Origin of the sequence: Stratiformator vulcanicus (genome assembly GCF_007744515.1) — a bacterium.
GTDB classification, from domain to species: Bacteria; Planctomycetota; Planctomycetia; order Planctomycetales; family Planctomycetaceae; genus Stratiformator; species Stratiformator vulcanicus.
In genome coordinates this window covers 1522192-1546507 of record NZ_CP036268.1, presented here as the reverse complement: position 1 = coordinate 1546507, position 24316 = coordinate 1522192, and the positions used below count along the sequence as shown (strand labels likewise).

Genomic DNA, 24316 nt, shown 5'->3' with positions numbered 1-24316 from the left:
ACACGCCCGGCTAAAGAGGCGGTTTTAATTTGCATTTCGCAATAGAGAGGATCGGGGCGTGGGGAGCGAGCATGAGAATTTGAAATCGATTCGTTGGCAAAGCGGCGTTGTCGGCCGTGGTTGGCAGATCGGCTTGGGGCTCCTGTTCGTCCTCGCTCTGTTGACGTCTGTCGCGGTTCTTGTGCGAATCGTCGGGCGGCGGGCGAGTCCTGTGCAAATCACATTGGCGACAGGTACGCCCGCCGGATCTTATCATCGCTTCGGCCAGGCGCTGCAACGTGTCACGACTGATCATATCGAGGATCACGAGCTCGACTGGCGTCTCGAACTGCTGACGACAAGAGGCTCCGCCGAAAACATGCGAATGCTCCGCGGATCGCTGGAAGCCGATCGGGAGAAAATCAAGACCGTAGCCGCCAACAACGGTCGGCCCGAAGTCGAAACGATTGATTTAATTATCGCTCAAAGCGATACGCCGACGGTCCGAAACTGCCGGCTCGTCGCTCCTCTATTTCCAGAAGTTTTTCACGTCATTGCTGATGAATCGATCGCTTCAATTGATGATTTCAGAGGCAAGCACGTCGGAGTTCTCAATAAAGGGAGCCGCACTTACGACGTGTTCCTCGGGCTTCTCGAACACTACGGGCTGAGTTGGCAGGGCGATGACGCTGATGTCACGCTGCATCCGATGAGTGCGCAGGAACTGGTCGAGGCGTTCGAGCGAAATACCGTCGGTTCCGATGAAGGCCCACGTATCGACGCCATGTTCTATATTGTCGCACTCGGTAATGAACTCGCCGAGCAAGTTCTGAGTTTACCAGAAGCGCATTTGGTCTCTATTGATGAGGCCGAGGCGCTGAAGCTCTGGTTTCCGAATGTGAATCCTTATGAAATTCCGAAAGGCGCCTATGGACATCGAATGACGATCAGGGACGACGGTGCGAAATTGATGCAACCGGTGCCGCCCGACCGCATTCCGACGGCCGGGGTCTATGCGATGCTCGCGGCTCGCTCCGATCTGGACACCACATATGTTCGCGAACTGGCAGAAATCTTAAGTCTCTACCCTGGCGAACTGTCGCAAACCCGCCCAAGCTTAATTGAGTTGCAGGAGGCCTCCGCCTTGGCCGAGAAGTATCGGCACGGCCGGGGCGACGAGGTCGCGGATGCGTCAGACTGGTTTGCGGCACCCCATGCGGCGTTGCTGCCCGGGTATCAAGCCGACCTTTCGCTTGGTATTCCGATGCATCCGGGCGTCACTGACTTCTTAACCAGCGATGAGCCCTCGTGGCTTGCTCAGAATGCCGAGCTCGCAAGTTTATGTTTGGCTGTGGCCATCGCGATTGCCTCGGGTGGTCGCGCCTTCTTTATCAACGCAACTCGTCAAAAGCGACTGCGCGCCGAAACCTATAACCGCCAACTGGCGGACCTCGTCGACAATGCACTCAAGGCCCGCGACCGAAGCGAATTGGAGACGCTCTGGAAGGAATTGACCGACATTTTCAATGCAGTTGTTGATGACATTGAGCATCGCCGCATATCCTCAGACGCATTTCACTCATTCAAATTTCCGTGGGATGTCGCGAAAGACCTGCTCTGTCATCGCGAAATTCTGCTCACGGAAAAAGACGAAGTCGCCCAATTGCGTCGCCTCGCAGGTCCCGACGCGGTCGCTGATGAAACGGAGATCGAGAAGCAAGATTAGTCGCACCGTCGCTCGCGCCCTTTAAAGTGAATGACGTTATGTTTAGCGTTGTCAATCTAATTAGTCGCTCGCTCGCACAGGAGTTTCGTCGTGATTCGCGTACTGGTAGCCGGTTTAGTCGGCGGGATGGTTTACTATGTTTGGCTGGTTATGACGTGGATGGTGCTCCCCGTGCATGACGATTCGATGCAGCAACTGCCGGGTGAAGACCAATTTCGTGCGATGGTCGTCGATCAGGAAGTTGAGACCGGGGTATATTTTGTGCCCTTCGGTTCGCCGGAAGAGATCGGCGACCCTGAATCGGGCTTTTACGAGAAACATCAGGAAGGGCCGTTGTTTACCCTTATGGTTCAGCGGGACGGCTTCGAACCGATGCGGCCGCAAATCTTTGTCACTGGATTCGCCCTCGACGTGGCGGCCTCGTTGATTGCGTCGGCTCTCTTGTGGGGAGCGGCCGGCGGATGCTGTCGAAGCTATTTCGCTCGCGTCGGTTTTGTGCTCGGACTCGGCCTGTTCGCCTCGATCGTCTCACACGGGGCGATGTGGAATTGGATGCTTGTGCCGACGGCACACACGCTTTCAATGGCGTTCGAAGTCGCGGTCGGCTGGCTGTTGGTGGGGCTAGTCATCGCGGGAATTGTCGTTCCGCCGAAGTCGGTCGTTAAGATTGAAGATAAGACTGCAGAGGAAGCTTCAGCCCAAACTTAGAGCGCTTTTAACGCGTCTTGAGATCCCACTGCGGGTCCATGTCGGACATCTTAATTGTCGCGGACGCGATCGTATTCGGGATTGACCGCTTTCTTGCCCCACCGTTGAAGCGTCGCCTTTAACCCGTCGTCCGATTCGGGATAGCGGCCCTGATCGTCGGTCTGTTCGATCCAATCTGCGAGTAGAGATCGATGACGGGCAAGCTCGTCGGCGTATTGCGGGTCGCCGGCGAGGTTGTGGATTTCATCCGGGTCGCTGCGTAGGTCGTACAATTCTTCGGCCGGACGATAGGGGCCGACAAATCGGGCCTGAGTCTCATTGAGTTCGCCCTTTGCATATAGCTCCTTAAGAATCTCCATCGACGGCCGTCCGTCGCGGTATTGCGGCTGCAGATAGGGTCGGTCCGTCTTAAAGTTGCGCAGGTATTGAAAGTCTTTCGTCACGATCGTGCGGATGCGGTCAATCGTGTAATCGCAACGATCGCGAGCCGCGGCAATAAATTTACGGGGCTGATGATCCGAGGCGAATAAGTCTCGCCCTTGCATCCACTCAGGCACGGCCTCACCGGCGAGAGCGAGCGTGGTTGCGGCGAGATCAATTCCGCTGACGAGATCGTGTCGGACCTTAGTCCCGGCCGGCGCATCGGCGGGGGCCTTGTCATGGGCGGAGATGCGGACGTTCTTAAATCCGGCCGCGTTGACTGATTGAATGACTTTGGCCACCGTCCCGTAGGGAATCTTTCCGCCGCCCCTGATCAGGACCGGCAGCGAGGTATCTGACGTTACCTCTTGAATCGCCTTCGGCAGTTCGGCGAGACCGGTGTCTCGGTCGTTCACTTTAATTGATTTCAAACCTTCGATCTGAACGATGACTACGGCTGGGTCTGAGGAGTAAGAGGGGACGCCCGGCCCCGCGATGATCAGCGGAACATGAATGCCGCCCTCGTAAATGAATTGTTTGTGTCGAGGCAATCTCATGCCGTGATCGGTGAAGAAGATAATTACGGTATTGTCATACAGCCCGTCCCGTTTTAAGGCGGCCACAATGTCGCCGACCTCGGCATCGGTCTGACGAATGCAGTCGTAATGAAAGGCGATTTCCTCTCGGTAAATGGGGTGGTCCGGGTAGTAAGGCGGGACGGTCACGCTGTCGGGGTCGGTCTTCGGCGAGACCTTGCCGTTGTTCTTGCCGCCTTTCAATTGGATTTGCCCGAAGAACGGTTGAGCCCGCCCCTTCTTCTTCCACTCTTTGCCGCCGTAGAATCCGTTTTTCTCCTCGAGATACGAGTAGAGGTTGTCCCGATCGAACTCGAAGTTGTAATCAAGTTTTCCCTGATTGAATGTGAAATAGCCGGCATCTTTAAGAATGGCAGGGATCGGAAGAACTTCTTCGGGGAGTTTGATCGCGTCGTAGTCCTCCATCTTTTTGCCGCGGAACCAGGCCCGGCTGGAACGATGGTTGTGAGCGCCGATCGTCGTCTGCCACATCCCGGTAATTAACGCGGATCGCGTGGCTGAGCAGACACCGGCCGGCGTGTAGAAACGATCGAATTTGACGCCCTGCTCCGCGAGCGCGTCGATGTGCGGCGTCTCGACGACGCTGTCTTGGTAGCACGACATCCACGGAGACATGTCTTCGACATAGATCCACAGGATGTTCGGTCGCTCGTTCGCTACGGCGAATGGGGACCCGAGAATTGCGAACAGCGATACGAGAAGAGGCAGTGCGGTTTTCATAACGGAGCGGCCTTCCAAATCGTTCGGGACGGTGTGCGCCGACGCGGAATTTGATCAATTTCATCATGTTCGAGTCGACCGCCCCTCGCAACCGGCGTGCGACTGGCAGCTAAGATTCAGTACGTCGGACGGAATTGTGTTGTTGAAACCGACACCTGACCGCGTTTTCTCTCTTATGGCTTGTCAATTCGCCTTCAGGAATCCCAGTCAGAGGTTTGCCATGTCTAACGTCACGTCACGATTTCCCAGCTTTCGTCAGTTCATCGCCTACTCGTCGGCGGCATTCGCCCTCGCCGCATTTGCTTCGGTCCCCGCTTTCGCGCAATGCCCCGGTGGGGGTGGAGGCGCAGGTGGTATGGGGGGCGGAGGCGGGATGGCTGGAGGAATGGGGGGCATGGGTGGAGGCGGCCTCGGTGGCCCGATGGGTGGAGGCATGGGCCGGCCCATGGGCGGAGGAGCTGGTGCTGGAGGCGGAGGTGGCGGAATGAACGGTGGCGGCTCCCAAATGATGATGCAGATGGCCCAACAGGCTCAGCAAATGCAACAGATGCAAATGCAGATGCAACAACAGATGTTGCAACGCCAACAGCAGGTCATGACCGCCCTCCGACAGCAACAATTCGAGCAGCAGCAATTGGCCCGCCAGAACGCGATGAATGTCCGAACCGCGAATGCGACGAGCCCAACGGACCGCCCGATGACAGAACGGGAACGGCGGATCGAGCGGTTACGCGAGCGTGTCGAAGCACGCCGGCAAGCTCGGCTTGATCGGATCAACGAGCGCGAGAGCGGACCGGACGCTTAGGGCTGACCGAACAACTTTCAGCGACGAGATAACGCGCGATGCCTGCAAATGAGAGAGAGATTCGCATCGGCCGAAACTATTGATGGCGGAAACGAGTGCTCGGTTGATGTCCCGGTCGGCTTTGGCGACCGGGACATCGGCGTGCAAACCGGCGGTCTGCGGCTTTTCAAGTCCCGCCCCGAATTGATGCCGCGGGCCGTCGGTTTTTCTGACGAAGTGCCGGCGATGCGGCGACGCCAACGATGTCTGCAGATCGAGAAACTCTCCCCGTATCGTCTTCCCCCAAGTTGCGCAGGCAACAAGCTTCGATCGATCAACCGCAGGATTTTTCTTTCGGCGGTTTAGGGCTGCCGCTTCGTTAAATAGGCCGCTTTGATCATCTCGACCGAATTAATTGACAATCGGATTGACAGCGACAAGAAAGACGATACTTTGTATTGCAAAGTCTGTCAGGGAGGTTGTCGAAGATGGATGCCACTGAAGCGCTCGGCCAGATTTCCGCGATCCGGCAGCAACTGGCCCGGACGCAGACATTTCGTGGCTATCGTGCCGTAACGGTCGGCGGGAGTGGAATCCTCGCGTTTCTCATCGGAGCCTATCAGTTCGCGCACTTCGGGATGCGGCCGGTCGGCTCATTGGCATTCATCGAGACTTGGGTGGCTGTCGCGTTGATCTGCATCGCGGTGATTGCGGCCGAATTGGCCGTGTGGATCTACCGTGCCCCCTCGACCGCTCGGCGGGATGCGATATTGGCGGCTGTGACGGCGATCGCACCGTCTCTGATTGCGGGCGGGCTGCTGACATTTGTCGTTACCGATTACTGTGCGTCGGCGATGTGGATGCTGCCGGGCCTGTGGTCGATTCTGTTCGGCCTCGGCGCATTCGCTTCCTGCCCTTACCTGCCACGTCCACTCATGCTTGTCGGCATTTATTACTTGACCGCCGGCTTGCTATTGCTGCGGTATTGCCAAGGCGAGAGTGCTTTTTGTGCTTGGACGATGCCCCTTGCGTTCGGCGTCGGGCAAATTTTCGCAGCCGTCTTGTTGTATGCCACGATCGAGACTGATCCCGTGCGGTCGCCGGCCGGGGAAGGATCAACTCGTGCCTGAATCATCCGGCAAATTTTCTTACCCCGGGCTCTCACGCGTGATGCACGAGAAGGCTCGGCTCGGCATTTTGACATCACTCGTGACTCAGCCGAACGGCGTAGTCTTCAGTGACTTAAAAGAACACTGTGATCTGACCGACGGCAACCTGAGTCGACACCTCGCGACGCTTGAGAGTGCCGGCCTGATCGAAATTTGGAAGTCGACCAGCGGCGGGCGTTCCCAAACCCGGGTTAGTTTGACCGAATCAGGCCGCGAGCAATTCCTCTCCTACCTTTCCGAACTTGAGCGGGTCATTGCTGATGCGGCCCCCACAACGCAATTGTCGCGGGCTCGTCTCGCAGACACCTAAATTTTTTTTGCACCTACACTTTGTATTGCAAAGTTAAGTCCCCCTTATGAAAGGAATTCTGATGCCCTGCTCAGTTCCAACCCGGTTTAGCGAACACACTTCCCCCGATTGGGTCGCCTATTTTAATGCGAACTGCGAACCGATTACCGAAACGGCTTGGTCGCTTGAGCCGACACTCACTTTGGCCGAGCGCGATCGCATTGCGCGTTCAGTCCAGATTTTTCAGCGGGGCGAGTCGGGCACGGGCTCGCACTTAATGAAGTGCGCCCTCACCTATGCCGAGCAGAGCGGCGACGAGGTTTACCCGCAAGCGCTGCAACTTTTCATCGATGAAGAGAACCGACATGCCGATGCATTGGGCCGCTTCCTCGATCAGGAGGAGATCTCTCGATTGGAGCGGGAATGGTCTGACTCTGGCTTCCGCCGACTCCGAAAACTTGCCGGCTTGGAGCAATGCGTTGTCACTTTGCTGGCTGCGGAGACGATCGCGATGGCCTACTACGCCGCCTTGATGAGCGCGACCGGCTCACCCACACTCGCTGCGATCTGCCGTCGACTTCTCGCCGATGAGGTCGGCCACCTGCGATTTCAGGCCGAGCAACTTGGGCGTCTCCGGCAGCGACGCAACCCCATCACGTTAGCAGCAGCCCGTTGGCGCGATCGGCTGATTCTTCGAGGGGCGATGCTGCTCGTGTGGCGAACGCACCGCCCGGTGTTTCGCGCCGCCGGTTGGGACTTCAACTGGTTCGAACGCAACATATTCGCACAAGCACGAGTCGTTCGTTCGCACGAGCAACGCCAAATTGCCAAGCTCAACGAAGTCTCAGTCGACCAGGTTTCAGCTAACCAAGTCTCACTGAACCAAGCCACTACGCTGAACGAAAAAATGCCGCCGACAGTCGATTGCTCGACTTCCCGGCGGCATTTCGTTGCCGAATCGATTTCATCTCATTCGAGCCGTTCCCGGCCGAGCGGCATACGACCGACTGCCTGACGCTGTCGATCCGCCATCCCTTGAAGGTAATCGCTTTACCTGTCACGAGTAAATTACGTGAAGTCGAGGTTGACGGTGCCTTCACCGCCCATGACTTCGATTTCCAACTCGCTGCCGTTGCAGGGGAAATCAATTTCTTCCTCCGGTCCCGGCGGTTCTTCGCCTTCGGCAACGTCAGGTTCGGGAGCCTGAAGGCGGACGGTGTGCTTGCCGATGATCGCCCCGTCTCCTTCTGTGTAGGTCGACACCGTGTAGCTTCCGTCGGACTGAATCTGTCCGATCGCGGGCTTGCCGGGGTAAGCCGCGTTTTCGCCCGGTTTTGCGTGGGGACGGAAGACGATACTTCCTGACGTCACCGGCTCTCCGTTACACGTGACTTTGCCGCTCACAGGCGTCGTGCCCATTTGGTAACTCTCGCCGCAGCCGACGAGCAGGAGCGAAAACGTCGCAACCGCGATTGAACTGAACCGTGCGCATTGTCGAATCATGAGATTGTGAAGCCTTTACTGTCGTGACAAATGTCCGAACGGACAAAGCGAGTGAGAGTAATAAACTACGGTCCTTGGCCGACGATTCGCAAGCGTCTCGGACGCTGTCCCTACACGCTAACGCCGACGTTCGGGTGTCGCCGGTGTTTCGTCGATCAGGTCGTTGAGCCGGCCGGGCCGCTTCAGAAGCGTGAACGCATCGTAGAGTTCGCCATTGGCGGTCTTGGCTTCGTACCGCAATTTGTCCGCTTCCAGCGAAATGATTTGGTAGAGCTGAGTATCCTCGGCGCGGCGGTCGAATGGGTTTTTTCCGTCGTCGTAATCTTTGAGCGGATACATTTTCGGACCGCTGACAGAAACGACGTAGACCGTTCCCCCCTGCTCTGACTGAGCCGCGGCTCCGGATGCGACGTTCGACTCACCACCGCTCAATCGCTGCTTGCCGCTCGCGATCAGCGGAGTACGACCGTAGGTGTGATCGTGCCCTTGGAGGACGAGGTCAACACGATACTTGTCGTAGAGGGGTTGCCAGAGATCGCGCAGCTCCGGATTGTCACGGCCGCGACTCGTCGAGTAGACGGGGTGGTGGTGCGTCACGATCGTCCAGCGATTGGGATTATCGGCAAGCACCGGTTCGAGCCATTCGGCCTGTTCCTTAATTTTCTCATTTGAGTTCAATCCGATGAATCGCACGCCTTGGACGTCGAGATAGTAGACCGACTCTTTCAGCCCCTCCGGCCCGTTTTGCGGAAACTCGAACCGTTGATTCCACCGTCGGGCAAGCAATCGCACGGGGCGAAAGCCGCCGTCGGTCGGATTGAAAATATCGAAGTCATATTCATGGTTTCCCGGTATGGCGATGCAGGGTTTTTGCGCGTGAACCCACCCGCCCGCGTGGAACCACTCGCCCCACTCATCGTCCTTGTTTCCGCGGTTGATCAGATCGCCCGCATGCAACATCAGCAAGGCTCGTGGGGCATCCGAATAGGCTTCGCGAATCAAGCGAGACCAGTGCTCTTTGACATCGTTTTGAGCATCTCCCACGTATAAAAAGCTGAAGGGCTTAAATTCATTCGCCGCCGTGCGGAAGTGGAACCACTCGCTCCACTCGGTGCCGTCGCCGACACGATACGCGTAAAGCGTTTCCGGCTTCAGACCGGTCGCCGTCGCGGCGTGCATCTTGACCAGACCGGCATTTGTTTTCAATTCCGTCGTCTCGCCATTGAATGTCTCGGCATCGAGTTTGAAATCGGGGCCCGCACCGGCGACGGCGATCTGCAGATCGGCCTGTCGGACTTGCGGACCGGTTCGCCAAGTGACCGAAAGCGTACTCGAAGGGTCCTCGCGCCAAGTTGCGAGGATGCGGTCGGGCGTGGCGGTGGCCTTGGGATGAGGCTGCAACTCCTCCGCACCAACGCTTCGACAGTAGACAACGACAAACAACAAAAGCAGTCCCGCGGCGACGGCAGGAACATTCCGCACTAGCGATGGTGGAGTCGAGCCGAGCAAATGCATTCGTAGCTCCGAGAATTGTGAGAGAACTTCGATGTCGATCAAAGACTAGCGAAGGGATTGAGCAGACCCAAGGGGCGCCGGGGCAAGTTATCGATGATGCCGCGGTTCCAAAGACGGGCCGGTCGCGAGGTTCATCGCGACTTTATCGCGAGATGCTCGATTCGGCGTGATCAATTTGTTGCTCGCCCGCGTCCGGTTGCTTCATGTCGTCGTGGGTACTTGCCGATCGACGATGGGGCACAATCCAACGACCAAGCGGTCCGCACAGCAGGGACGGGAGGTAGACGAGATCGGCGATCAACGCGGCCCCGACGAGTGAAGCCATCAGCCAGCCGAATCTCAGGATCAGCAGCAGGTCCGCGAATACAAGCATCATCAAACCGGCAGAAACGATCAGGCTCGTTTGCCACATCGCCGGTCCGCAATGACTCATCGCCGAAGCGATCGCCGCGGGGCGATCCCCACCATTTTCGTCGAGGTGGCGGCGGAACCAGGTGATCAGATGCAATGTGCCGTCGACCGCGATACCGAGTGCGACCGAAGCCGTGATCATCGTGCCGATATCGGTCGCCAGTCCGAACCACGAGATCGTCCCGAAGACCAGTCCCACGGGCAGCAAGTTCGGAAGCATCGTCAGAACGCCGCCACCGACGCTGCGAAGCATGACCATCATCAACAGCGCGATCACCGCGAAGGCGATGCCGAAACTCTTAATCAGACTTTCGAGCACTGCTTGCTGCGTGCGAAGAAATAGCGGCACTGTCCCCGTAACGATGCCCGACACCCCGGTGTATCGGCTGAAGACGTCATCAATGCGGCCGGTCAAATCGCCGGTCAAACTTGCGTAGTTTAAATCGGAGAGAATTTTCACCTGCGCCGTTATCTGCCACAGTTCATCGCCCCGGTTCGCCAGCAATTCCTCTTGGGGGCCAATGGCGTCTTCGCGAGCCAGCGTGACAAACTGCCCTGCCTCGGCATCATCGTTCTCAGCGATGGACGCCTCCATTCGTCTGAGCCGAACGTTGTAGCCGATCGACCGATTCTCAGCCCCTCGCAGAAAGTCGGGAAGGGCCAACGTGCCGGTCACGTCGGGATGCGATGAGACCGATCGCTCGACCTCCCGCACGATTTCCACCCGTTCGATGAACGGAATTTCTTGGGTCGCTTCCGGGGTGAAGCGGACAACGACCTCGACCGGAATGATGCCCGTCAGTTCGTCTTCGATGAATCGATAGTCCGCAATAATGCGGCTGTCGGTTGGGAAATAGTGAATGACCTTCGTTTCAGTATGAAACCGCGTCATACCGAGTGCCGCTATGCCGAACAGGGCCAGGCAGGTCAGCGAAACCGGAACGGCGTGTTGAGCGATCCGCGTTCCGAACGCGCTGAAGTGATCGGAGACGCGCGTCACGCCGCGCGGCCGTCCGACGGGCAGCAGGCGAATCAGCGCCGGAAGCACGACGAGCGAACAAATCAGCGAGATGAAGCAGCCCGCCGCCGAGTACAAACCGAAATGGCGAACCGGAGTGAGTGGACTCGTCCCCAGTGAGGCCAATCCGATCGCGGTCGTCATGCTGGCCAGCGCACACGGAACGGCGGCTTCGCGCCGGGCGACTTCCGGGGCAGTCGCCCGGTCGGTCAGAGCCGCATGTTTCCAGTAGTTGGCCACGTGGATCGAAGCCGAAAGCGTCAGCACCATCAGCAGTGACGGCATAACTATCAAGACCATATTCATTGTCGCCCCCGACAGGGGAACGATGGCGACCGTCATGATGGTTGCCGACAGCGTGACAAACAGGACCAACCCGGCCAACACGATTTGACGTAAGAGCACGACAGCGAGAATCGCGGAGAACAGAGCGGAAAACCCGAGGGGACTTTTCTTCCAAAGCATCCAGGCCGGGACATCGCGGTTCCACTCGGCCTGATGCACAAACCGGTCGAGTTCCGTTCCGGCAACGCGGGTGCCGCCCATGTGCAATTGATCGGACGGAATGTCCGCCGCTGCCGCGGCGTCCCGAATCGCGTCGAGAATCTGCTCCGTCTCGAGCGACTCATTCTCTTCATCGAGCGCTACCGAATAGGCGACCGGCGAGCGTCCGGCTTTCCCGACGAGCAAGCCTTCGAGCCGATCGAGCGCCTCGTCTTCGTCCACTCCGATGTCGGTCATTCGATCGACCAATTCGGTCGGAGTGGTGACGTCGATCACGCCGTCGATTTTCTCAAGGGCCGCCTCGAAGCGCTGACCACGGGCATCTCCGAGCGAACTTCCCGCCCATGTGACGAAGATGCGATCTTCGGATGGGAAGTGTCGGCGGGTCCACTCGAGAATTCGAGCCTGCGGATCGTTCGCGGGCAGCCATTTGCCGACGTCGTTGTCCGACTCGAGTCCTCCGAATTGCAGAAGCGCGAACACCAGCGCCGCGAGCATCGCGACGACAATCGCCAGTGCCTCAAGCGTCTGGCGGACGGGGTTCACGGTGGCCGGTTCTGTCGACATCGCACGCGGATCGGCTGCGAGACGGGGAACGAATCCGCCAACGATAGCAGCAACCCGCCAACGGTCCCAGCGTGGTTCGCGCTACGAAAGTACGAGCCGCACACGAAGTAAGCGGATAAATGCCAAATAATCCGCCTATTCGGTCTCCGGCCGATTCGCTTTCGGCCCGAACTCGACGTATGGGAAGCCGAGCCATTTCTTGACGAGCACCACTTCGCCAGCTTCATTGCCTTCGACGGCGTGCCCCAAGAACTGCAGCACATATCCGATCACGAAACAGGCGATCCCGTTCCAGACGTCACCGAGGCAGAAAAAAACGATCGGTGCGACGAACGTCACCGGCAAACCGATCACGTGCAGCACCTGATTGACGGGGTCGCGGTGCCGCTGGACATAATTCGCGAGAAACGATTTGAGCATGGTGCGCGGTGTCCTGAGACGGAGATTGCCATTGACCAAAGCGGCGACCTTAAAGATACATCCTCCCGGTTGACGGGAGCGTTGTGCTTGCGGCGTTGCCGCTGAACTCTATTCGGCGGTTCGCCATTGCTCGGTCGTCCCGCACCGCTCCCCCGCGTCAAATATTTCCAATAAGGCTGAAGTCATGACGGGTGTAATGGTCCTGACCGCGCTGTGTGCGATCTCCGCCCCTCCCGCCGAGCCCGTTCAGGCCGCGCGACCTGTCATCACCTCGCAGGTGGTGGTTGAGGTTCGAGTCTATGATGGGGACACGCTCACCAGCGCACCCACGCTCGTCGCCGTGTCGGGCGAGCCTGCTCGAATAGAAGTCGGCGGCACCGTCGCAGCGACTTTTGAAGAGCCGGATGGTCGCCACACCGAAACCATTCCTGTCGGGCTCACGCTTACCGCCGTCCCGACGGTTCTGGAATCCGGGAAAATCCATCTTCGACTCGCGATGGAGCACCGGGAAGTCGACACCGAAACCCGGGGAAATCGCAGTCTTACGGCAATTCGCAGCAGCATGTATGAGACGGTCGTCACCTGCCGCAACGGTGAGACAATCCAACTCGGAGGCGTTTCTACGAACGGCGGCGAAGTTCGAACGGGCAAGGCGACCGACGAGCCGAGCAGTGGACGCAGTGCCAAAGTCACCGTCACACGCGGCGATCGTACGATTGACGTCGCCCGCGGCCGCTTCGGGATGCCGATCCGCGTCGGACAAAATCCGTTCGCCCCGCCGGTTCGATAAAAGACGGTGTGCGTTCCGCCAACATTCAGGTTGGTGGTTCGTCGATCAACGCGTTCGCATTCGCGCAGATCGCTCCCGCTGCCGTCCCGCGGCTTGCTTAAGTTGAAGGAACCCCTTTGGTCAAAGGGACTTCCGGACAAGTTCGGCGTTGCCTCACCGAGCCATCGCCGTCCGCTTGAGCCGAAGCGGAGGCCGCTATTTGTTGTTGGCATCAATCCTGCATCGTTGCGTTAATCAACGGCACGCAAACGCGTTCCGACACGCAATTCGATTAGGAGATGTCGCAATGAATGCCCACACGCAGACCGAACTTTCCGATAACGCAGTGGAGCAACTGCAAGATTTGATTCAGATCAACATCGACAGTGCCGATGGCTTTCGCCACTCGGCCGAGCAGATCGAAAATGTGACGATCTCGCAGTACTTCCGCGGCGTGGCCGACGAGCGAAAACAACAGGCCGAACAGCTTCAGGGATTCGTTGAATTCAGCGGCGAGCGGCCCAGGCAGGAAGGCTCCTACCTCGCTTCGCTGCACCGGACGATCATGGATTTGAGGACCGCCCTCACCAGTGACGACCTCGGAGCCGTCCTCAACGAAGCCGAACGAGGCGAGGATTACATTAAAGACGCTTACAAAGACACGCTGAAGGAGACGGCAGGCAGCCCCGTGAACGATGTGCTGCAAAATCACATGGAAAGCGTCATCGCTTCGCACGACCGCGTCCGCGACATGCGGGACGAGGTCAACTCGTAAGTCGCGTCCGGTCGAATTCTTCGCGACCGCGTTCGAGATCAATGAGCCGCCACGGCGTCGTGGCGGCTCATTCTATGCGCACTCTTCCCGAGGTTTGCCGGTCCAGGCGAGAGGCCGTTCAAGCGGCTCTCTCAATTGGGCGCGGATGCCTAACTGTCACCATGGCCTCCGTCGTTACGGTTGTCCCGTCGCAAATCGCTGCGTCGTCGTGCAACCGGCCGCTCCGGGCGTTATTTTCGGGTGATCCAAATGACCCGACTCGATACCGGTGCCGCTCATGTCAAAGCTTACCTGCGTGAAATGGTTCACGTTCGTCGTACTGACCCTTTCGGTCCAAGGCTTCGTCGAAGCCGACGATCCGCCGCGGCGTGACAAGCGGTTACCGACCTCCCCGGAGGTCGCGGAGGATCGACAGGTGACCTTCCGCGTGCGTGCTCCGAAGGCTGACGAAGTGCTGCTCAAGGGCTTCGCTCCGATCGAAACAACGCCGATGACCCGCGACGATGAAGGCGTGTGGTCGGTGACGATCGGACCGCTCGAACCAGAGATTTATTCCTATTGGTTCGAAGTCGACGGGGCCCGGCAACTCGATGAGAGCAGCCGCTACGTGAAACCGTCCCGAACACCGAAAGTGAACTTACTTGAAGTGCCCGGCGGCGAAGATTCGCTCACCCGCTTTAACCCGGACATTGCGCACGGCACGCTTCACCGCCACGAATACCTTTCAGATGTCACCGACAGCGTCCGCAACCTCATCGTCTATACGCCCCCGACTTATCGCGACACGGGCGAGGGGAAATATCCGGTGCTGTATCTGTTTCACGGCACCGGTGACCACGAAGGAGGTTGGACGGTCGAAGGCCGCGCTCATCGCATTATGGACAACCTGCTCCATGGAGGACGGGCCATTCCGATGATCATCGTGATGCCCGACGTGCATGTCGTTTATAAAGACGCGAAAGATTATCGGCGGCGCATCGCGGACGAATTTGAACAGGAACTGTTGACCGAGATTATCCCGTTCGTTGAGAAAAAATATCGTGCCGAGCAGCGACCGGAGGACAGGGCCATCGCCGGACTTTCGCTGGGTTCAATGCAGGCCCTGCGAATCGGATTGAAACATCCTCAGAAGTTCGCATGGATCGGCGGGTTCAGTGGCCCTGTTGTCTGGGAGAACCAGCAGGCTTTGGTCGACGAGTTCGTCGCGAAAACACCCGACTTAAACGAGCAACTTAAACTCATCTGGGTCGCGGTCGGCGAAGATGACTGGCTCATAAAGCGTGTTCAAAAAACTCACGAGGCCTTCAAGGCTGCGGGCATTGAACACGAGTATCAAGTGACACCGGGCCGGCACGAATGGCCCGTGTGGCGACGATACCTGGTCGAGTTGTTGCCGCGATTATTTCACGAACCGAATCCGGCAGCGCGATAATCCTATGAAGTCATTCTTCGCGACATTGCATTGGAAGCCATACACCATCGTCGCCGCAACGAGCATTGCGGCGGCGGTGGTGCCGATCGGGCTGATGATCCTGTTGGTCGCCGTGTTCGAGATGAGTGAGGCGATCATCTTAATTGCCGGGCCCGTTGTGGCTTTCATCATGATGATTCCCTTTTTGCGCTTTCACGACGATTGGCCGATTCGTCTGTTCGGCTCGATCTGGCTTGGCTTTTTTATCGGAGGGATGGCTTACGGTGTCGGGCGTGAAATCTCGATCAATGACGACAGCGCAATCTTAATCGTGCTGGCTACATTCGGAGCCGGGATTGGGGCACTCGGCGCCGGTGGCTTGGCGTTACTGAATGCGCGAGGAGCGGATCGCCGCGACGTCGTCGGTGCCGCGGAAGTCGGCGGCGTCGCGCTGGCCTCGGGTTTATTGACCGGCACGGCCGCGATGGCTCCCGCTCTGTTAGTAATTCTCTTACAGGAGAGCGAACTCTTAAGATCAGTCGACGAAACTGTATTTTTTGTTCCATTGTTCGCAACATTAACCTTTATTCCGGTTGCTTTCGCACTACCGCTCGGACATGTCTATCAACGACTATCCGGTCACGCGGCCGCCGGGTTTCACCGCAATCCGATGGATGAACCGCAAACTCTGTCCGATCGAATGAAGCGTAAAGACCCGAATCATGACGGCTAGTTGGCGGCCCTATTTGCGCCCCGCCCTGTGCGGGGTTGCCGTAGGCGTGATCTGGCTCGCCGTATTCTATAGCCGTGCCGTCGGGCTGGGTAATTGGTTCGAATTGCCTTACGTGCTATTTGGCACGTTGGGCACCATTGCAGGGATCGGCTTGGTCGGCTCAACCGTCGCTCTGCGGCCCTATCCATTGTTTCGCGCCGGCCTCGGCATTCTCGGTTGCGCGGTCGGCGGGGGCGTCCTCGGCGAGATATTTAAATACTGGCTCGATTACTTTCCCTCGTTTCAGACACCGTGGGCAATCGTCGCCGGGGGAGTCGTCGGCTTTCTCTATGGCCTGCTCGCGGCCGCCGTCGTCGGGTTCGTCACAGTTTCTGTCTCGACTGCCTTTGGTTACCGCACTGAGAATCTTACTCGACCGTTTTCCTCGATCCGCAGACGCGATTGGGCAAAATTCTATTTAATTTTTTCCGGAACAGCGGCTTTGACGTCGATGCACGTCGGCCTGTGTATCTGGATTTCCTATTTCACAATTTTGCCCGTGTCCGATGCAATTAAGACGACTCTCATCTTTTCGTCTGTCGGTCTGATGCCCATTGTTTGTTCGATTGCCGTCGGTTACTTGCGAGCAAAATCGGCTATGACGCGCGGCGGAGACTCATCGGCAAGTCAATCCAGCGAGAGAGTTTGAGATGCCGGCCTGGTCGAAGCATTATATTGTTTGTGGCGTCATCGGCCTGGTGGTCGGCGTCGTTTGGATGGCGGTCGGCTCGACCATCGTTCTCGCAGACCTTGATGGCGAAACCGTGTGGTCTGTCGTCTTACCACTGTTCGCTGCTCTGGCCGTGTTCGCTTTCGGCTTGCCGTTTCGACGGCCTTCAGTCGAGTACTTTGCACGTTTATTCGTCGCAACGACGCTCGGGCTTCCGCTGGGTTGGCTGTGCTTCTTCCTTGTGGGGAATTCCGGCGACTTCTTCCCGTCGTTCGCGTCGCCGGGCGGGATCGCCGCAGTCGCGTTATGCGGCGCCGCTTTCGGCCTCGCTCATGGACTGCTCACGCTATTGATGAGTTTTGAACTGAAAGCCGAACCCCGGGTTATGTCGCGGAATGATTATTTGTCAGCGATTGCTGTCTTCGTCATAACGGGGGCATTCCTGGCGGTTTACACAACAACGGTCTTCCACTTCGGTCACGAGATGCGTCGATATGTTGACGAAATCGTGTTCGTCGGCTTGGTATTCAGCTCGTTTTTAATGATGCCGGTGATTGGGTCGATCCCGGTTGGCTATCTCCGGTCAAAAATGACCGCGCCGGAGGGCCCGTAAAGGGCTCGTGTCCCCGATTAAACTATCATGCCGCATTTTATTCGCCCGTATTTCATCGCCGCCGTTTACGGACTGCTTGTCGGTCTAGCGTGGATCGGTTTGATGCTGGCCCCGTCCCTCGGCCTGCTACCAGATTTCGACGGACCTCAACTCCCCTTCGCAATTTTGGGCGGCATCGCCGGGACGGTCGCTGTTGCCGCTTCGATGCGAATGTCAGCGTTTTGGTGGTTGCGGGTAATTTTTAGTTGTGCAATCTGCGCCGCGGCTGGCTACGGCATCGCTGAGGCTCTGATGGAGTGGAGCAACTATCTCCCGTCGTTCGGTACCAACTGGGCCAAAGTCGCGGGCATTTTCTGCGGCCCGCCCATCACCGTTACCCTCGGCCTCATCGTGATGGTTGCAACCTTGGGAGCGCCATCAGCCAGACCTGTCACGCCGCTGAAGCGACTGGCGTTCTTGGGATTGGCAGTGATTGCCGGCTTTGGGGCCGCCGGCCACATCATCGGCTCAGTCATGGTGATTGAAAAATTCTCCGCGTCGACCGTAATGGCACCTGTTGTAATCATTGGCTCAATCTTGCTGATACCGATCTACGCCCTGCTGCCGATGGGTTACCTCAGAGCGTTGCGAGTCGGATCAGCGGGCGGCGACCTTCCGGATCACGCGAACGGCGGAGGTCGCGATGCCGACGTGGGCTAAGTCTTATTTGCTGTGTGGTGCCATTGGCTTTGCCGTGGGGTTGGTGTGGGTCGCGATTTCGCTCACCGTCGAGAGGGCATTCGAGAGTGAATTCAATTGGCACTGCGTTTTCGCCGTATTTGCTGGCGCTGCCGTGTTCGGATCGGGCCTGCCGTTCCTTCGTCGAGACGGCGTTTGCATTAGCCGGCTGCTGGTCGCGACCTTGCTTGCCCTACCTGTCGGGGCCGTATGGTACGAGTTCGTCAAAGATTGGAGCGACTACTTCGACGAAATCGGAACAGTCGGAGGAACTGTCGCCGTAATGTTATGCGGTGCCGTGGTCGGATTCTGCCACGGCTTCCTGACACTGCTTGCAGTCGCCGATTATCGGGTGGGGGACGAGTACCGGCCTCATCTGCGACAGTGGGGGGTGGCGATGCTCTTCTTTATTATTGCTGGCGCTTTGGCCGCGGCCTACGTTTCGACGGCTTTCGTGCTCGCCCTCTACCTGAGTCTTTATATTATGGAAGAATTGATGATCGGAATCATCTACGGTGCGATCGCTCTTGTCGGCGTGATCGGCTCGTTGCCGGTCGGATACCTGCGGATCGCCGTGCTCAATCAGAGGGAGCGGGAGTCAGTGACTTCCCCAAATGGGAATGTCGCGAGTTCGCGGTGAACCGGGCGGTGCCCTCCGACGTTATGATTGCCGTTATGGATTTCGATGCGACTTACCTGCTGCTCGCCTTACTACTCATCGTCGCCTCGTGCGTCTGCTGGGTGCTCAATGTATTCATGCTCCCGGGGAACTGGATGGTGGCGGGGCTATCCGGGCTGTGGGTGTGGGGCATGCCCGTTGAGACCTACGGTCGCGGCTTCGGTTGGTGGGCGGTGGGCGTGCTCGTCGGGCTGGCGGTCGTCGGCGAAGTGGTCGAGGCGGCGGCCGGCGCCGCAGGCGCCCGCAAGGCGGGGTCGAGCAAACGCGCCGCCGCACTCTCGTTGGTCGGGGCAGGAATCGGCAGCATCGTCGGCGCGATCTTCGGCGTTCCGATTCCGGTGATCGGCCCATTGATCGCCGCCCTGCTCGGCGGAGCCTTCGGCGCATTTGCCGGAGCTTATCTCGGCGAGCAGTGGAAGGGTCGCGATGTGAAAGGACGGATCGACGTCGGGACGGGGGCCTTCGTCGGTAAGATCCTCGGCACGCTCGGACGGATGGCGATCGGAGCGGTCATGGTCGGGCTGGTCGCAGTGCTCGTGTTTCGCCCCGGTGCTCAGGTGGCCGAAATCGTAGACGAGTCCAAAACGTCCGAGCCCATTCTCCCGGAGGTGATCGTCCCGGCCGATCGTTTCTAAACTTCGCTATTGATTGGTCCCGCGTTCCATGTACCAATCGAGCAGTAATCGAAAAGGCGGCGTAAAGAGTTCCGGCTGCGCCGCCGCTTGTTCTTTCCAGTCGTCGAGCGATGCGAACTTAACGTCGGAGATCTCTTCGGGATCAGGCACCGGTGCGTCATCGGTCACCGCTTTATAAAGCACCGTGAATTCGTAGGCGGAATCGGGCGAGGCATCGAACTTCGCAACCCGTGTGATGTCGCAGGTCAGGCCGAGTTCTTCTTCCAACTCTCGATGGGCCGTTTCATCGTAGTCATCCCCGGCAGTGACATGGCCGGACGCCGACGATGTCCAGCAATTGGGAAATTGATCCTTGCTCGCCGATCGCATCTGCAGGAGCAGCTCGCCCCGCGTGTTGAATACGAAAATACTGACGGCGCGGTGCAACAGGTTTCGACGATGAACCTCGCTCCGCGGCAATTGCGCTTGGACGTGATCATGTTCATCGACGACATCAAAGAGTTCTTCCGCCATGTGCTATCCGCCAGAGGAGTCGTCGCGAGAAAGTGTCCCGGACTGGACTGAAATCGAATTTGTGATCGGAGTGTAACTTTTTCTCTTTTGCATTTCTGCCCGCCAAATTGGCGAAGGCCGACTTGCAACTGCTCGGCGCGCGAACTAAAACGCTACCCGATCGCACAACGGTCTCCGTCCACGCGGCCTCTCCACCGCAAGGCGACCAGTGATCGAACACCTCTCTTAGTACTCCACAACACAATTCGTTTCTCTCCGATCGGGTCTGACCCGGCGGTTGAATGTGCGCATTCCCGGCGTGCCTCGTGTGGCACCGGTGGGCAGGCACCGTTCTTCACGTCGGGACGGAAAGGATGTCCTCCGATGTCGAGCCGTGCCTTCTTTTGGCTGCTCTCCGCGCTGCTTCCGTTAAGCAGTATCGCCTGTTGTTGCCTCGATCCCTGCGGGATGGGTGGGCATTACGGATCTGTCGGGTACGGACCGGCGTGTGGTCCGGTTTGCCCGCAGCCTTGCGGTCCCGTTTGTCCGCCACCGTGCGACCCCTGCGGGCCGATTTCACGACCGCTGATCGGTGCCTATCAGCCGATCAGCAACACCTGCGGCTGCGAGCCGTATGGTGCACACTACGGTCCCTGCGGCGGGCAGCAGTACTGCCTGCTAGAGGACTGTTGCCTGTTCAATGGCGGGCTGTGCCGGTTCCTGTTCGGCGGATGTCTGGGCGGTTGCCTGGGCTGCGGCGGGCACGGCTGCGGTTGTGAGCCGGGCCACCCGATCTATCCGTCGCCATGCGATCCGTGCGGCGGATTTGGCGGCGATCCCTTCGGTTCGCCGGTCGGAATTCCCGGTGGTTATCCGGCTCCAATGACCTTCCCTGGCGGCGTCGGCGGCTATCCGGCGACAGGTCCGCAGTTCGCTCCGGGTCAGCAGTTTGCTCCGGGTCAGCAATTTCCCCCGGGTCAGCAGTTTTATCCCGGCACCGGGCCGACGTTCTCTCCCGCTCAGCCCGGTTTCCCGGCGAACCCGGGACCGACACCGGCGGCTCCGCCGAGCGGTGCGACGGGAGTCGATGACGGAGCCCAAACGAAGTATAAGGCCCTGAGCCAGAAGCTCTTCAGCGAGAAGGAAGAAGCTCAAAAGAGTGCGGCTCGTCTCGCCAAGAGCCTCGAAATCGCCGAACAACGACTGTCAAACCTCGTCGACGAGCGTGGCCAACTTCAGGCGAAATACGTCGGCCTTCTTAAGCAGGTCAAAGACAGCCCGCTCGGGCCGGGGGTCTCCAAGCAGTTCGAAGACCTCGCCAAGCGGTATCCCAACTTCGAATTCGATCCGGTCACCGGCGTCAGCAAGTTTCACTCGGACATCCTGTTCGACACCGGCAGTGCCGCATTGAAATCCAATGCGAAGCCACTGCTGCGGGAATTTGCCCAGATCATGAACGATTCTTCGGCCAAACCGCTGAACATTCTGGTTGTCGGACACACCGACGCTCAGCCGATCGGGCGAAAGTCGACCTCGGAACGTCACCCGACGAACTGGCATCTTTCCACCAACCGGGCGAACTCGGTCGCTCTGCTGCTCAAAGATGCCGGCATCAGCGAATCTCGCATGGGCGTCGCCGGCTACAGCAAACATCAACCGGCTGCGTCGAACCAATCGGAAGACGGACGTCAGCAGAACCGTCGCGTCGAAATTTTCGTGCTGGCACCGAACGCACTCGTCGCGGGCTGGGAGCAAAACCAGCGGATTTGATGAATCAATTGTTGCGAAACAAAAAAGCCCACGGGTCGCACCCCGTGGGCTTTTTCGCGTGATGGCCAAGCCACTTAAGCGGCGTCTGATTCTGATTCCGCTTCCGAGGTCTTGCTCAGAAGGCGTTTGCCTTCGGAAGTGATGCTATAGACGCCGCCGTCGCGATCGTTGAGATCGAATTCGATCAGCCCGGCGGCGAGCAATTGGCCGTGAAGCATGGGCAATTCGTCGTCGGTCAGTCCGTCGACGTCATGCAATCGGTCAATCCGACCGTCGTGTTCAGGGTTCGTCGCCAGCAGCACGGCGGTCGAAGCCGCATACGCTTCGAGCAATCGGCGGGACGAGTCGTCAAGTCGGCGGGGGGCGGTGATATCGGTCATGCAATCCGTCATCGACCGAACCGCGCCCCGGCCGTGACGATTCCCCCGGCAACCTCGACGACCGGAACGACCGGTCCGGCCGTTACATCGTGACCTTCACTCGAATTCGGAATTCGCGTTAGCGAAATCGGTAGCTCAACAATGCTACGAGATTCGATCACGGATCAACTTGGGGAGATCGCGGGCACCATGCGTGACCATCAATACCTCGATTCCACTCGAGCTTGGCCGATAGATGACGAGATAACTGTAAATTGCGAAGAGCCGAACATCTGGTCCCAGATCGGGACGCGGGTCGCCCATCAAAGGCTGTCGAGCATACTTTTTGCACTTCAAATCGATTTGATCGAGAACTTCGAGCGCACGTTCGAGGCTCCCGGAATTCTCCGCAATGTAACGGCCGATTCGCATCAAGTCTTCATGAGCCGCCTCAGTTGAACGAACGATGCCGGTCACGGCTGAACCCATTCGCGTGTCAACTGGGCCTTAATTGAATCGACGTCGAAAGCTGTCAGCTCACCGCGGTCGGCAGCCGCGATTCGAGAACCGACCTCTCGTCGAAATTCGTGATAACCCTCAACGTCTTTGAGCAAATTCAGCGCAGCTTCTGTCACTTCCTCTCGCGACGCGTACTCGCCGGAATCGACTTTGCGTTGAACGTATTCTTCAAGATCAGTGGACATATTGGTCAGACTCCGATTGGAGAGACGATTCGAAGATCAATAGTCATCGTATCATCCCGGCAGGAGAACGCTTCGAGAGCCACGCGAATTTTACTCATCGGCTCTCATCACAGGTATTTCGTGATTCACATATTCGTCTTCGTATCCCCCGCGTCGCCAAGCACCGCATTCAAAGCCGAATTGACCGCGGCATCGTGCCGGTGGTCGCGGGAGTAGATGCGGAAAATGGCGAAACTGATCGGCAGACTGCGGAACAGTTCATCGTCCGACAGTTCTTGCGGACCACCGATTGCCGGGTCGAGCAGATAGTTCTGCCCTCCGGCGGGCAGTCGGGCCGCCGGGCGGTGATAGTGCTTCGCACAGTCGACACGCAGCGGCATGTCTTTGAGGGAATCAGGCAGATTCTGCCGGACCATACCCTCAACTACTTCGTCGGGCACTGAAAAAATCGCCATCGCCTGGGCGCGGGCCGAATGAAAGTTGACCGTGCGCTCAGCGGCCATCTTCCAGGTCACCCGACGTGCCAGCATGTCGTTCCATCGCTCGCCGAGATCCCGCTTCTCCAAATCCTCGCTCAAGGCGAGCCGCTGCACGTCGATCAGAAAGCTTGATTCGGTGAGCCGCTGATACTCATCAAGATGTTCGAGCGGATTGCCGGGAAACAAATGGGGCATCGTCTCGCCGAAAACATCTTCAAGCGATTTGTCGATGCCGCGAACCGCGCGGTGAAAATAGACGGTGCGAAACAAATTTGCCCGTGTTTCGATAAAGTTGATCAATGTCGGCAGGCCGCGGGCGTGGATGGTCAGGCCCCGATCGGTGAAAAAGGAATAGTGGATCAGCCGCCACAGATCGAAGGCCCGCGTGTTGTAGCCCGACATGTAGGCATCACGCAGTACGAAGTCCATGTTGTCGACCGTGTAGATACCGCTGAACAGGCTCCGCAGTTTGCGGAGCCAGTCGGGATGGCCCTCGTCGCCATCCCCCGGCTTCGGTCGACAAATCAACCACGCCACCTGCGATGGGTCGAGTTCCTCCAGCGGCTTCATGATCCCGTTCGGATTGCGGCGGATTCGTCGCAACAGATCACCGAGTTCTTCGATGATGATGTGCGCACCGAGTGTCTCGTGCGTTATCCCGAACTGGTCGAGGTATTGGTCATCGAAGAAGTGACCGTACGGACCATGCCCGACGTCATGCAACAACGCCGCCATCCGGCAAAGCGATTCGACGTGCGGCTTCGAGGGTACGTTCGCGCAGACAGCGGCCAGCGAGTCGTACCACTCGTCAATAACGACCGAGGCCAGATGCATCGCACCGAGCACATGCTGAAACCGCATGTGCTCCGCCGAGGGAAACACGTACCACGCGGTCTGCAATTGATGAATCTGCCGGAGCCGCTGCACCCAGGGGTGATCAATGATCTCCTGCTCGGCGGCTTCGCCCTCCGGCAGCCCCGTCGTCGAAACGAACGGGATGTACCCGTGGATCGGGTCGTGCGAAAGACTTTCAGCGGTATAGTCGCGCATGGGTGCGTCCTGCGGATTCGAACTCAAATGCGATGATAGCGAGCTTCGCCTCAGGTCTGAACGCTTCGAACGTTCGAGTTTGCCGACGCATT

Annotated in this window: 26 protein-coding genes; 16 read left to right on the top strand and 10 right to left on the bottom strand. The window is 58.3% G+C overall.

The features are described from left to right. Positions 1 to 79: 79 nt before the first annotated feature. Together Pan189_RS05870 and Pan189_RS05865 are read left to right on the top strand one after the other, a co-directional pair. Positions 80 to 1705 carry a TAXI family TRAP transporter solute-binding subunit gene (locus Pan189_RS05870; RefSeq protein WP_310821144.1) on the top strand — a complete coding sequence of 542 codons (1626 nt, stop codon included), beginning with the start codon at positions 80 to 82 and terminating at the stop codon, positions 1703 to 1705. 90 nt (positions 1706 to 1795) lie between these two features. Beyond that, a complete protein-coding gene (locus Pan189_RS05865; protein WP_145363021.1) occupies positions 1796 to 2413 on the top strand; it encodes a hypothetical protein in 618 nt (205 codons plus the stop codon). Between the two features lie 50 nt (positions 2414 to 2463). Here Pan189_RS05865 and Pan189_RS05860 read toward each other — a convergent pair whose 3' ends face one another. After that, entirely contained in the window at positions 2464 to 4149 is a 1686-nt protein-coding gene (locus Pan189_RS05860) for a sulfatase-like hydrolase/transferase (protein WP_145363020.1), read from the bottom strand. Between the two features lie 220 nt (positions 4150 to 4369). Between Pan189_RS05860 and Pan189_RS05855 the strand changes: the two genes are divergently transcribed. The 4 genes from Pan189_RS05855 (at position 4370) to Pan189_RS05840 (ending at position 7406) form a co-directional block, all read left to right on the top strand. Further along, positions 4370 to 4954: a hypothetical protein gene (locus Pan189_RS05855; RefSeq protein ID WP_145363019.1), complete on the top strand. Its 585-nt coding sequence runs from the start codon at positions 4370 to 4372 to the stop codon at positions 4952 to 4954. A gap of 467 nt (positions 4955 to 5421) precedes the next feature. Beyond that, on the top strand, positions 5422 to 6063 hold the full coding sequence (locus tag Pan189_RS05850; protein WP_145363018.1) for a hypothetical protein: 642 nt from the start codon (positions 5422 to 5424) through the stop codon (positions 6061 to 6063). A 40-nt stretch (positions 6064 to 6103) separates the two neighbouring features. Next, positions 6104 to 6412, top strand: coding sequence for a transcriptional regulator (locus Pan189_RS05845; protein ID WP_375154906.1), 309 nt, complete (start codon positions 6104 to 6106; stop codon positions 6410 to 6412). Between the two features lie 61 nt (positions 6413 to 6473). Next, a complete protein-coding gene (locus Pan189_RS05840) occupies positions 6474 to 7406 on the top strand; it encodes a ferritin-like domain-containing protein (protein WP_145363016.1) in 933 nt (310 codons plus the stop codon). Between the two features lie 53 nt (positions 7407 to 7459). Here the strand turns inward: Pan189_RS05840 and Pan189_RS05835 are convergent, their stop codons facing one another. The 4 genes from Pan189_RS05835 to Pan189_RS05820 all read right to left on the bottom strand — a co-directional run bounded on the left by Pan189_RS05835 (position 7460) and on the right by Pan189_RS05820 (position 12329). Beyond that, complete coding sequence (locus Pan189_RS05835; RefSeq protein ID WP_145363015.1) at positions 7460 to 7894, bottom strand: hypothetical protein; 435 nt, start codon at positions 7892 to 7894, stop codon at positions 7460 to 7462. Between the two features lie 117 nt (positions 7895 to 8011). After that, entirely contained in the window at positions 8012 to 9409 is a 1398-nt protein-coding gene (locus Pan189_RS05830; RefSeq protein ID WP_145363014.1) for a purple acid phosphatase family protein, read from the bottom strand. A 142-nt stretch (positions 9410 to 9551) separates the two neighbouring features. Next, positions 9552 to 11909, bottom strand: a complete 2358-nt coding sequence (locus Pan189_RS05825; protein WP_145363013.1) for an efflux RND transporter permease subunit — start codon at positions 11907 to 11909, stop codon at positions 9552 to 9554. 135 nt (positions 11910 to 12044) lie between these two features. Beyond that, positions 12045 to 12329 (bottom strand): Mpo1-like protein, encoded by a 285-nt coding sequence (locus tag Pan189_RS05820; RefSeq protein WP_145363012.1) that lies wholly within the window; start codon positions 12327 to 12329, stop codon positions 12045 to 12047. Positions 12330 to 12513: 184 nt separating this feature from the next. Here Pan189_RS05820 and Pan189_RS05815 point away from each other — a divergent pair, with 184 nt between their 5' ends. From Pan189_RS05815 to Pan189_RS21235, 9 genes are all read left to right on the top strand, one after another. Further along, positions 12514 to 13119: a secretin GspD/PilQ domain-containing protein gene (locus Pan189_RS05815; RefSeq protein WP_145363011.1), complete on the top strand. Its 606-nt coding sequence runs from the start codon at positions 12514 to 12516 to the stop codon at positions 13117 to 13119. 286 nt (positions 13120 to 13405) lie between these two features. After that, positions 13406 to 13873, top strand: coding sequence for a PA2169 family four-helix-bundle protein (locus Pan189_RS05810; protein ID WP_145363010.1), 468 nt, complete (start codon positions 13406 to 13408; stop codon positions 13871 to 13873). A 277-nt stretch (positions 13874 to 14150) separates the two neighbouring features. Further along, positions 14151 to 15305 carry an esterase gene (locus Pan189_RS05805; protein ID WP_145363009.1) on the top strand — a complete coding sequence of 385 codons (1155 nt, stop codon included), beginning with the start codon at positions 14151 to 14153 and terminating at the stop codon, positions 15303 to 15305. Positions 15306 to 15309: 4 nt separating this feature from the next. Next, the gene (locus tag Pan189_RS05800) at positions 15310 to 16017 is read left to right on the top strand and encodes a hypothetical protein (protein ID WP_145363008.1); all 708 of its coding nucleotides are present in this window, start codon (positions 15310 to 15312) and stop codon (positions 16015 to 16017) included. After that, positions 16007 to 16705, top strand: coding sequence for a hypothetical protein (locus Pan189_RS05795; protein WP_145363007.1), 699 nt, complete (start codon positions 16007 to 16009; stop codon positions 16703 to 16705). Before Pan189_RS05800 ends, Pan189_RS05795 begins: the two co-directional genes overlap by 11 nt. A gap of 1 nt (position 16706) precedes the next feature. Further along, positions 16707 to 17339: a hypothetical protein gene (locus Pan189_RS05790; protein WP_145363006.1), complete on the top strand. Its 633-nt coding sequence runs from the start codon at positions 16707 to 16709 to the stop codon at positions 17337 to 17339. A 27-nt stretch (positions 17340 to 17366) separates the two neighbouring features. After that, positions 17367 to 18038, top strand: a complete 672-nt coding sequence (locus Pan189_RS05785; protein WP_145363005.1) for a hypothetical protein — start codon at positions 17367 to 17369, stop codon at positions 18036 to 18038. Next, positions 18022 to 18696 carry a hypothetical protein gene (locus Pan189_RS21240; protein WP_310821142.1) on the top strand — a complete coding sequence of 225 codons (675 nt, stop codon included), beginning with the start codon at positions 18022 to 18024 and terminating at the stop codon, positions 18694 to 18696. The genes Pan189_RS05785 and Pan189_RS21240 overlap by 17 nt, the downstream gene beginning before the upstream one ends. A gap of 8 nt (positions 18697 to 18704) precedes the next feature. Continuing rightward, positions 18705 to 19370 (top strand): DUF456 domain-containing protein, encoded by a 666-nt coding sequence (locus tag Pan189_RS21235; protein WP_310821141.1) that lies wholly within the window; start codon positions 18705 to 18707, stop codon positions 19368 to 19370. Between the two features lie 6 nt (positions 19371 to 19376). Here the strand turns inward: Pan189_RS21235 and Pan189_RS05775 are convergent, their stop codons facing one another. Further along, complete coding sequence (locus Pan189_RS05775; RefSeq protein WP_145363003.1) at positions 19377 to 19883, bottom strand: NUDIX hydrolase; 507 nt, start codon at positions 19881 to 19883, stop codon at positions 19377 to 19379. A gap of 363 nt (positions 19884 to 20246) precedes the next feature. On the opposite strand from Pan189_RS05775, the gene Pan189_RS21230 reads away from it, so the two are divergent. Beyond that, a complete protein-coding gene (locus Pan189_RS21230) occupies positions 20247 to 21632 on the top strand; it encodes an OmpA family protein (RefSeq protein ID WP_310821140.1) in 1386 nt (461 codons plus the stop codon). Positions 21633 to 21706: 74 nt separating this feature from the next. Here Pan189_RS21230 and Pan189_RS05765 read toward each other — a convergent pair whose 3' ends face one another. The 4 genes from Pan189_RS05765 to Pan189_RS05750 form a co-directional block, all read right to left on the bottom strand. Then, a complete protein-coding gene (locus tag Pan189_RS05765) occupies positions 21707 to 22012 on the bottom strand; it encodes a hypothetical protein (protein WP_145363002.1) in 306 nt (101 codons plus the stop codon). A gap of 144 nt (positions 22013 to 22156) precedes the next feature. Beyond that, positions 22157 to 22480: a type II toxin-antitoxin system RelE/ParE family toxin gene (locus Pan189_RS05760; RefSeq protein ID WP_145363001.1), complete on the bottom strand. Its 324-nt coding sequence runs from the start codon at positions 22478 to 22480 to the stop codon at positions 22157 to 22159. Then, positions 22465 to 22695: a type II toxin-antitoxin system ParD family antitoxin gene (locus Pan189_RS05755; protein ID WP_145363000.1), complete on the bottom strand. Its 231-nt coding sequence runs from the start codon at positions 22693 to 22695 to the stop codon at positions 22465 to 22467. The genes Pan189_RS05760 and Pan189_RS05755 overlap by 16 nt, the downstream gene beginning before the upstream one ends. A 125-nt stretch (positions 22696 to 22820) precedes the next feature. Continuing rightward, complete coding sequence (locus Pan189_RS05750; RefSeq protein WP_145362999.1) at positions 22821 to 24224, bottom strand: HD domain-containing protein; 1404 nt, start codon at positions 24222 to 24224, stop codon at positions 22821 to 22823. Positions 24225 to 24316: the final 92 nt, after the last annotated feature.

Coding starts and splice junctions, on each gene's coding strand:
- Pan189_RS05860 (WP_145363020.1), bottom strand. CDS start 4,149: ATGAAAACCGCACTGCCTCTTCTCGTATCGCTGTTCGCAATTCTCGGG.
- Pan189_RS05855 (WP_145363019.1), top strand. CDS start 4,370: ATGTCTAACGTCACGTCACGATTTCCCAGCTTTCGTCAGTTCATCGCC.
- Pan189_RS05850 (WP_145363018.1), top strand. CDS start 5,422: ATGGATGCCACTGAAGCGCTCGGCCAGATTTCCGCGATCCGGCAGCAA.
- Pan189_RS05845 (WP_375154906.1), top strand. CDS start 6,104: ATGCACGAGAAGGCTCGGCTCGGCATTTTGACATCACTCGTGACTCAG.
- Pan189_RS05840 (WP_145363016.1), top strand. CDS start 6,474: ATGCCCTGCTCAGTTCCAACCCGGTTTAGCGAACACACTTCCCCCGAT.
- Pan189_RS05835 (WP_145363015.1), bottom strand. CDS start 7,894: ATGATTCGACAATGCGCACGGTTCAGTTCAATCGCGGTTGCGACGTTT.
- Pan189_RS05830 (WP_145363014.1), bottom strand. CDS start 9,409: ATGCATTTGCTCGGCTCGACTCCACCATCGCTAGTGCGGAATGTTCCT.
- Pan189_RS05825 (WP_145363013.1), bottom strand. CDS start 11,909: ATGTCGACAGAACCGGCCACCGTGAACCCCGTCCGCCAGACGCTTGAG.
- Pan189_RS05820 (WP_145363012.1), bottom strand. CDS start 12,329: ATGCTCAAATCGTTTCTCGCGAATTATGTCCAGCGGCACCGCGACCCC.
- Pan189_RS05815 (WP_145363011.1), top strand. CDS start 12,514: ATGACGGGTGTAATGGTCCTGACCGCGCTGTGTGCGATCTCCGCCCCT.
- Pan189_RS05810 (WP_145363010.1), top strand. CDS start 13,406: ATGAATGCCCACACGCAGACCGAACTTTCCGATAACGCAGTGGAGCAA.
- Pan189_RS05805 (WP_145363009.1), top strand. CDS start 14,151: ATGTCAAAGCTTACCTGCGTGAAATGGTTCACGTTCGTCGTACTGACC.
- Pan189_RS05800 (WP_145363008.1), top strand. CDS start 15,310: ATGAAGTCATTCTTCGCGACATTGCATTGGAAGCCATACACCATCGTC.
- Pan189_RS05795 (WP_145363007.1), top strand. CDS start 16,007: ATGACGGCTAGTTGGCGGCCCTATTTGCGCCCCGCCCTGTGCGGGGTT.
- Pan189_RS05790 (WP_145363006.1), top strand. CDS start 16,707: ATGCCGGCCTGGTCGAAGCATTATATTGTTTGTGGCGTCATCGGCCTG.
- Pan189_RS05785 (WP_145363005.1), top strand. CDS start 17,367: ATGCCGCATTTTATTCGCCCGTATTTCATCGCCGCCGTTTACGGACTG.
- Pan189_RS21240 (WP_310821142.1), top strand. CDS start 18,022: ATGCCGACGTGGGCTAAGTCTTATTTGCTGTGTGGTGCCATTGGCTTT.
- Pan189_RS05775 (WP_145363003.1), bottom strand. CDS start 19,883: ATGGCGGAAGAACTCTTTGATGTCGTCGATGAACATGATCACGTCCAA.
- Pan189_RS21230 (WP_310821140.1), top strand. CDS start 20,247: ATGTCGAGCCGTGCCTTCTTTTGGCTGCTCTCCGCGCTGCTTCCGTTA.
- Pan189_RS05765 (WP_145363002.1), bottom strand. CDS start 22,012: ATGACCGATATCACCGCCCCCCGCCGACTTGACGACTCGTCCCGCCGA.
- Pan189_RS05760 (WP_145363001.1), bottom strand. CDS start 22,480: ATGGGTTCAGCCGTGACCGGCATCGTTCGTTCAACTGAGGCGGCTCAT.
- Pan189_RS05755 (WP_145363000.1), bottom strand. CDS start 22,695: ATGTCCACTGATCTTGAAGAATACGTTCAACGCAAAGTCGATTCCGGC.
- Pan189_RS05750 (WP_145362999.1), bottom strand. CDS start 24,224: ATGCGCGACTATACCGCTGAAAGTCTTTCGCACGACCCGATCCACGGG.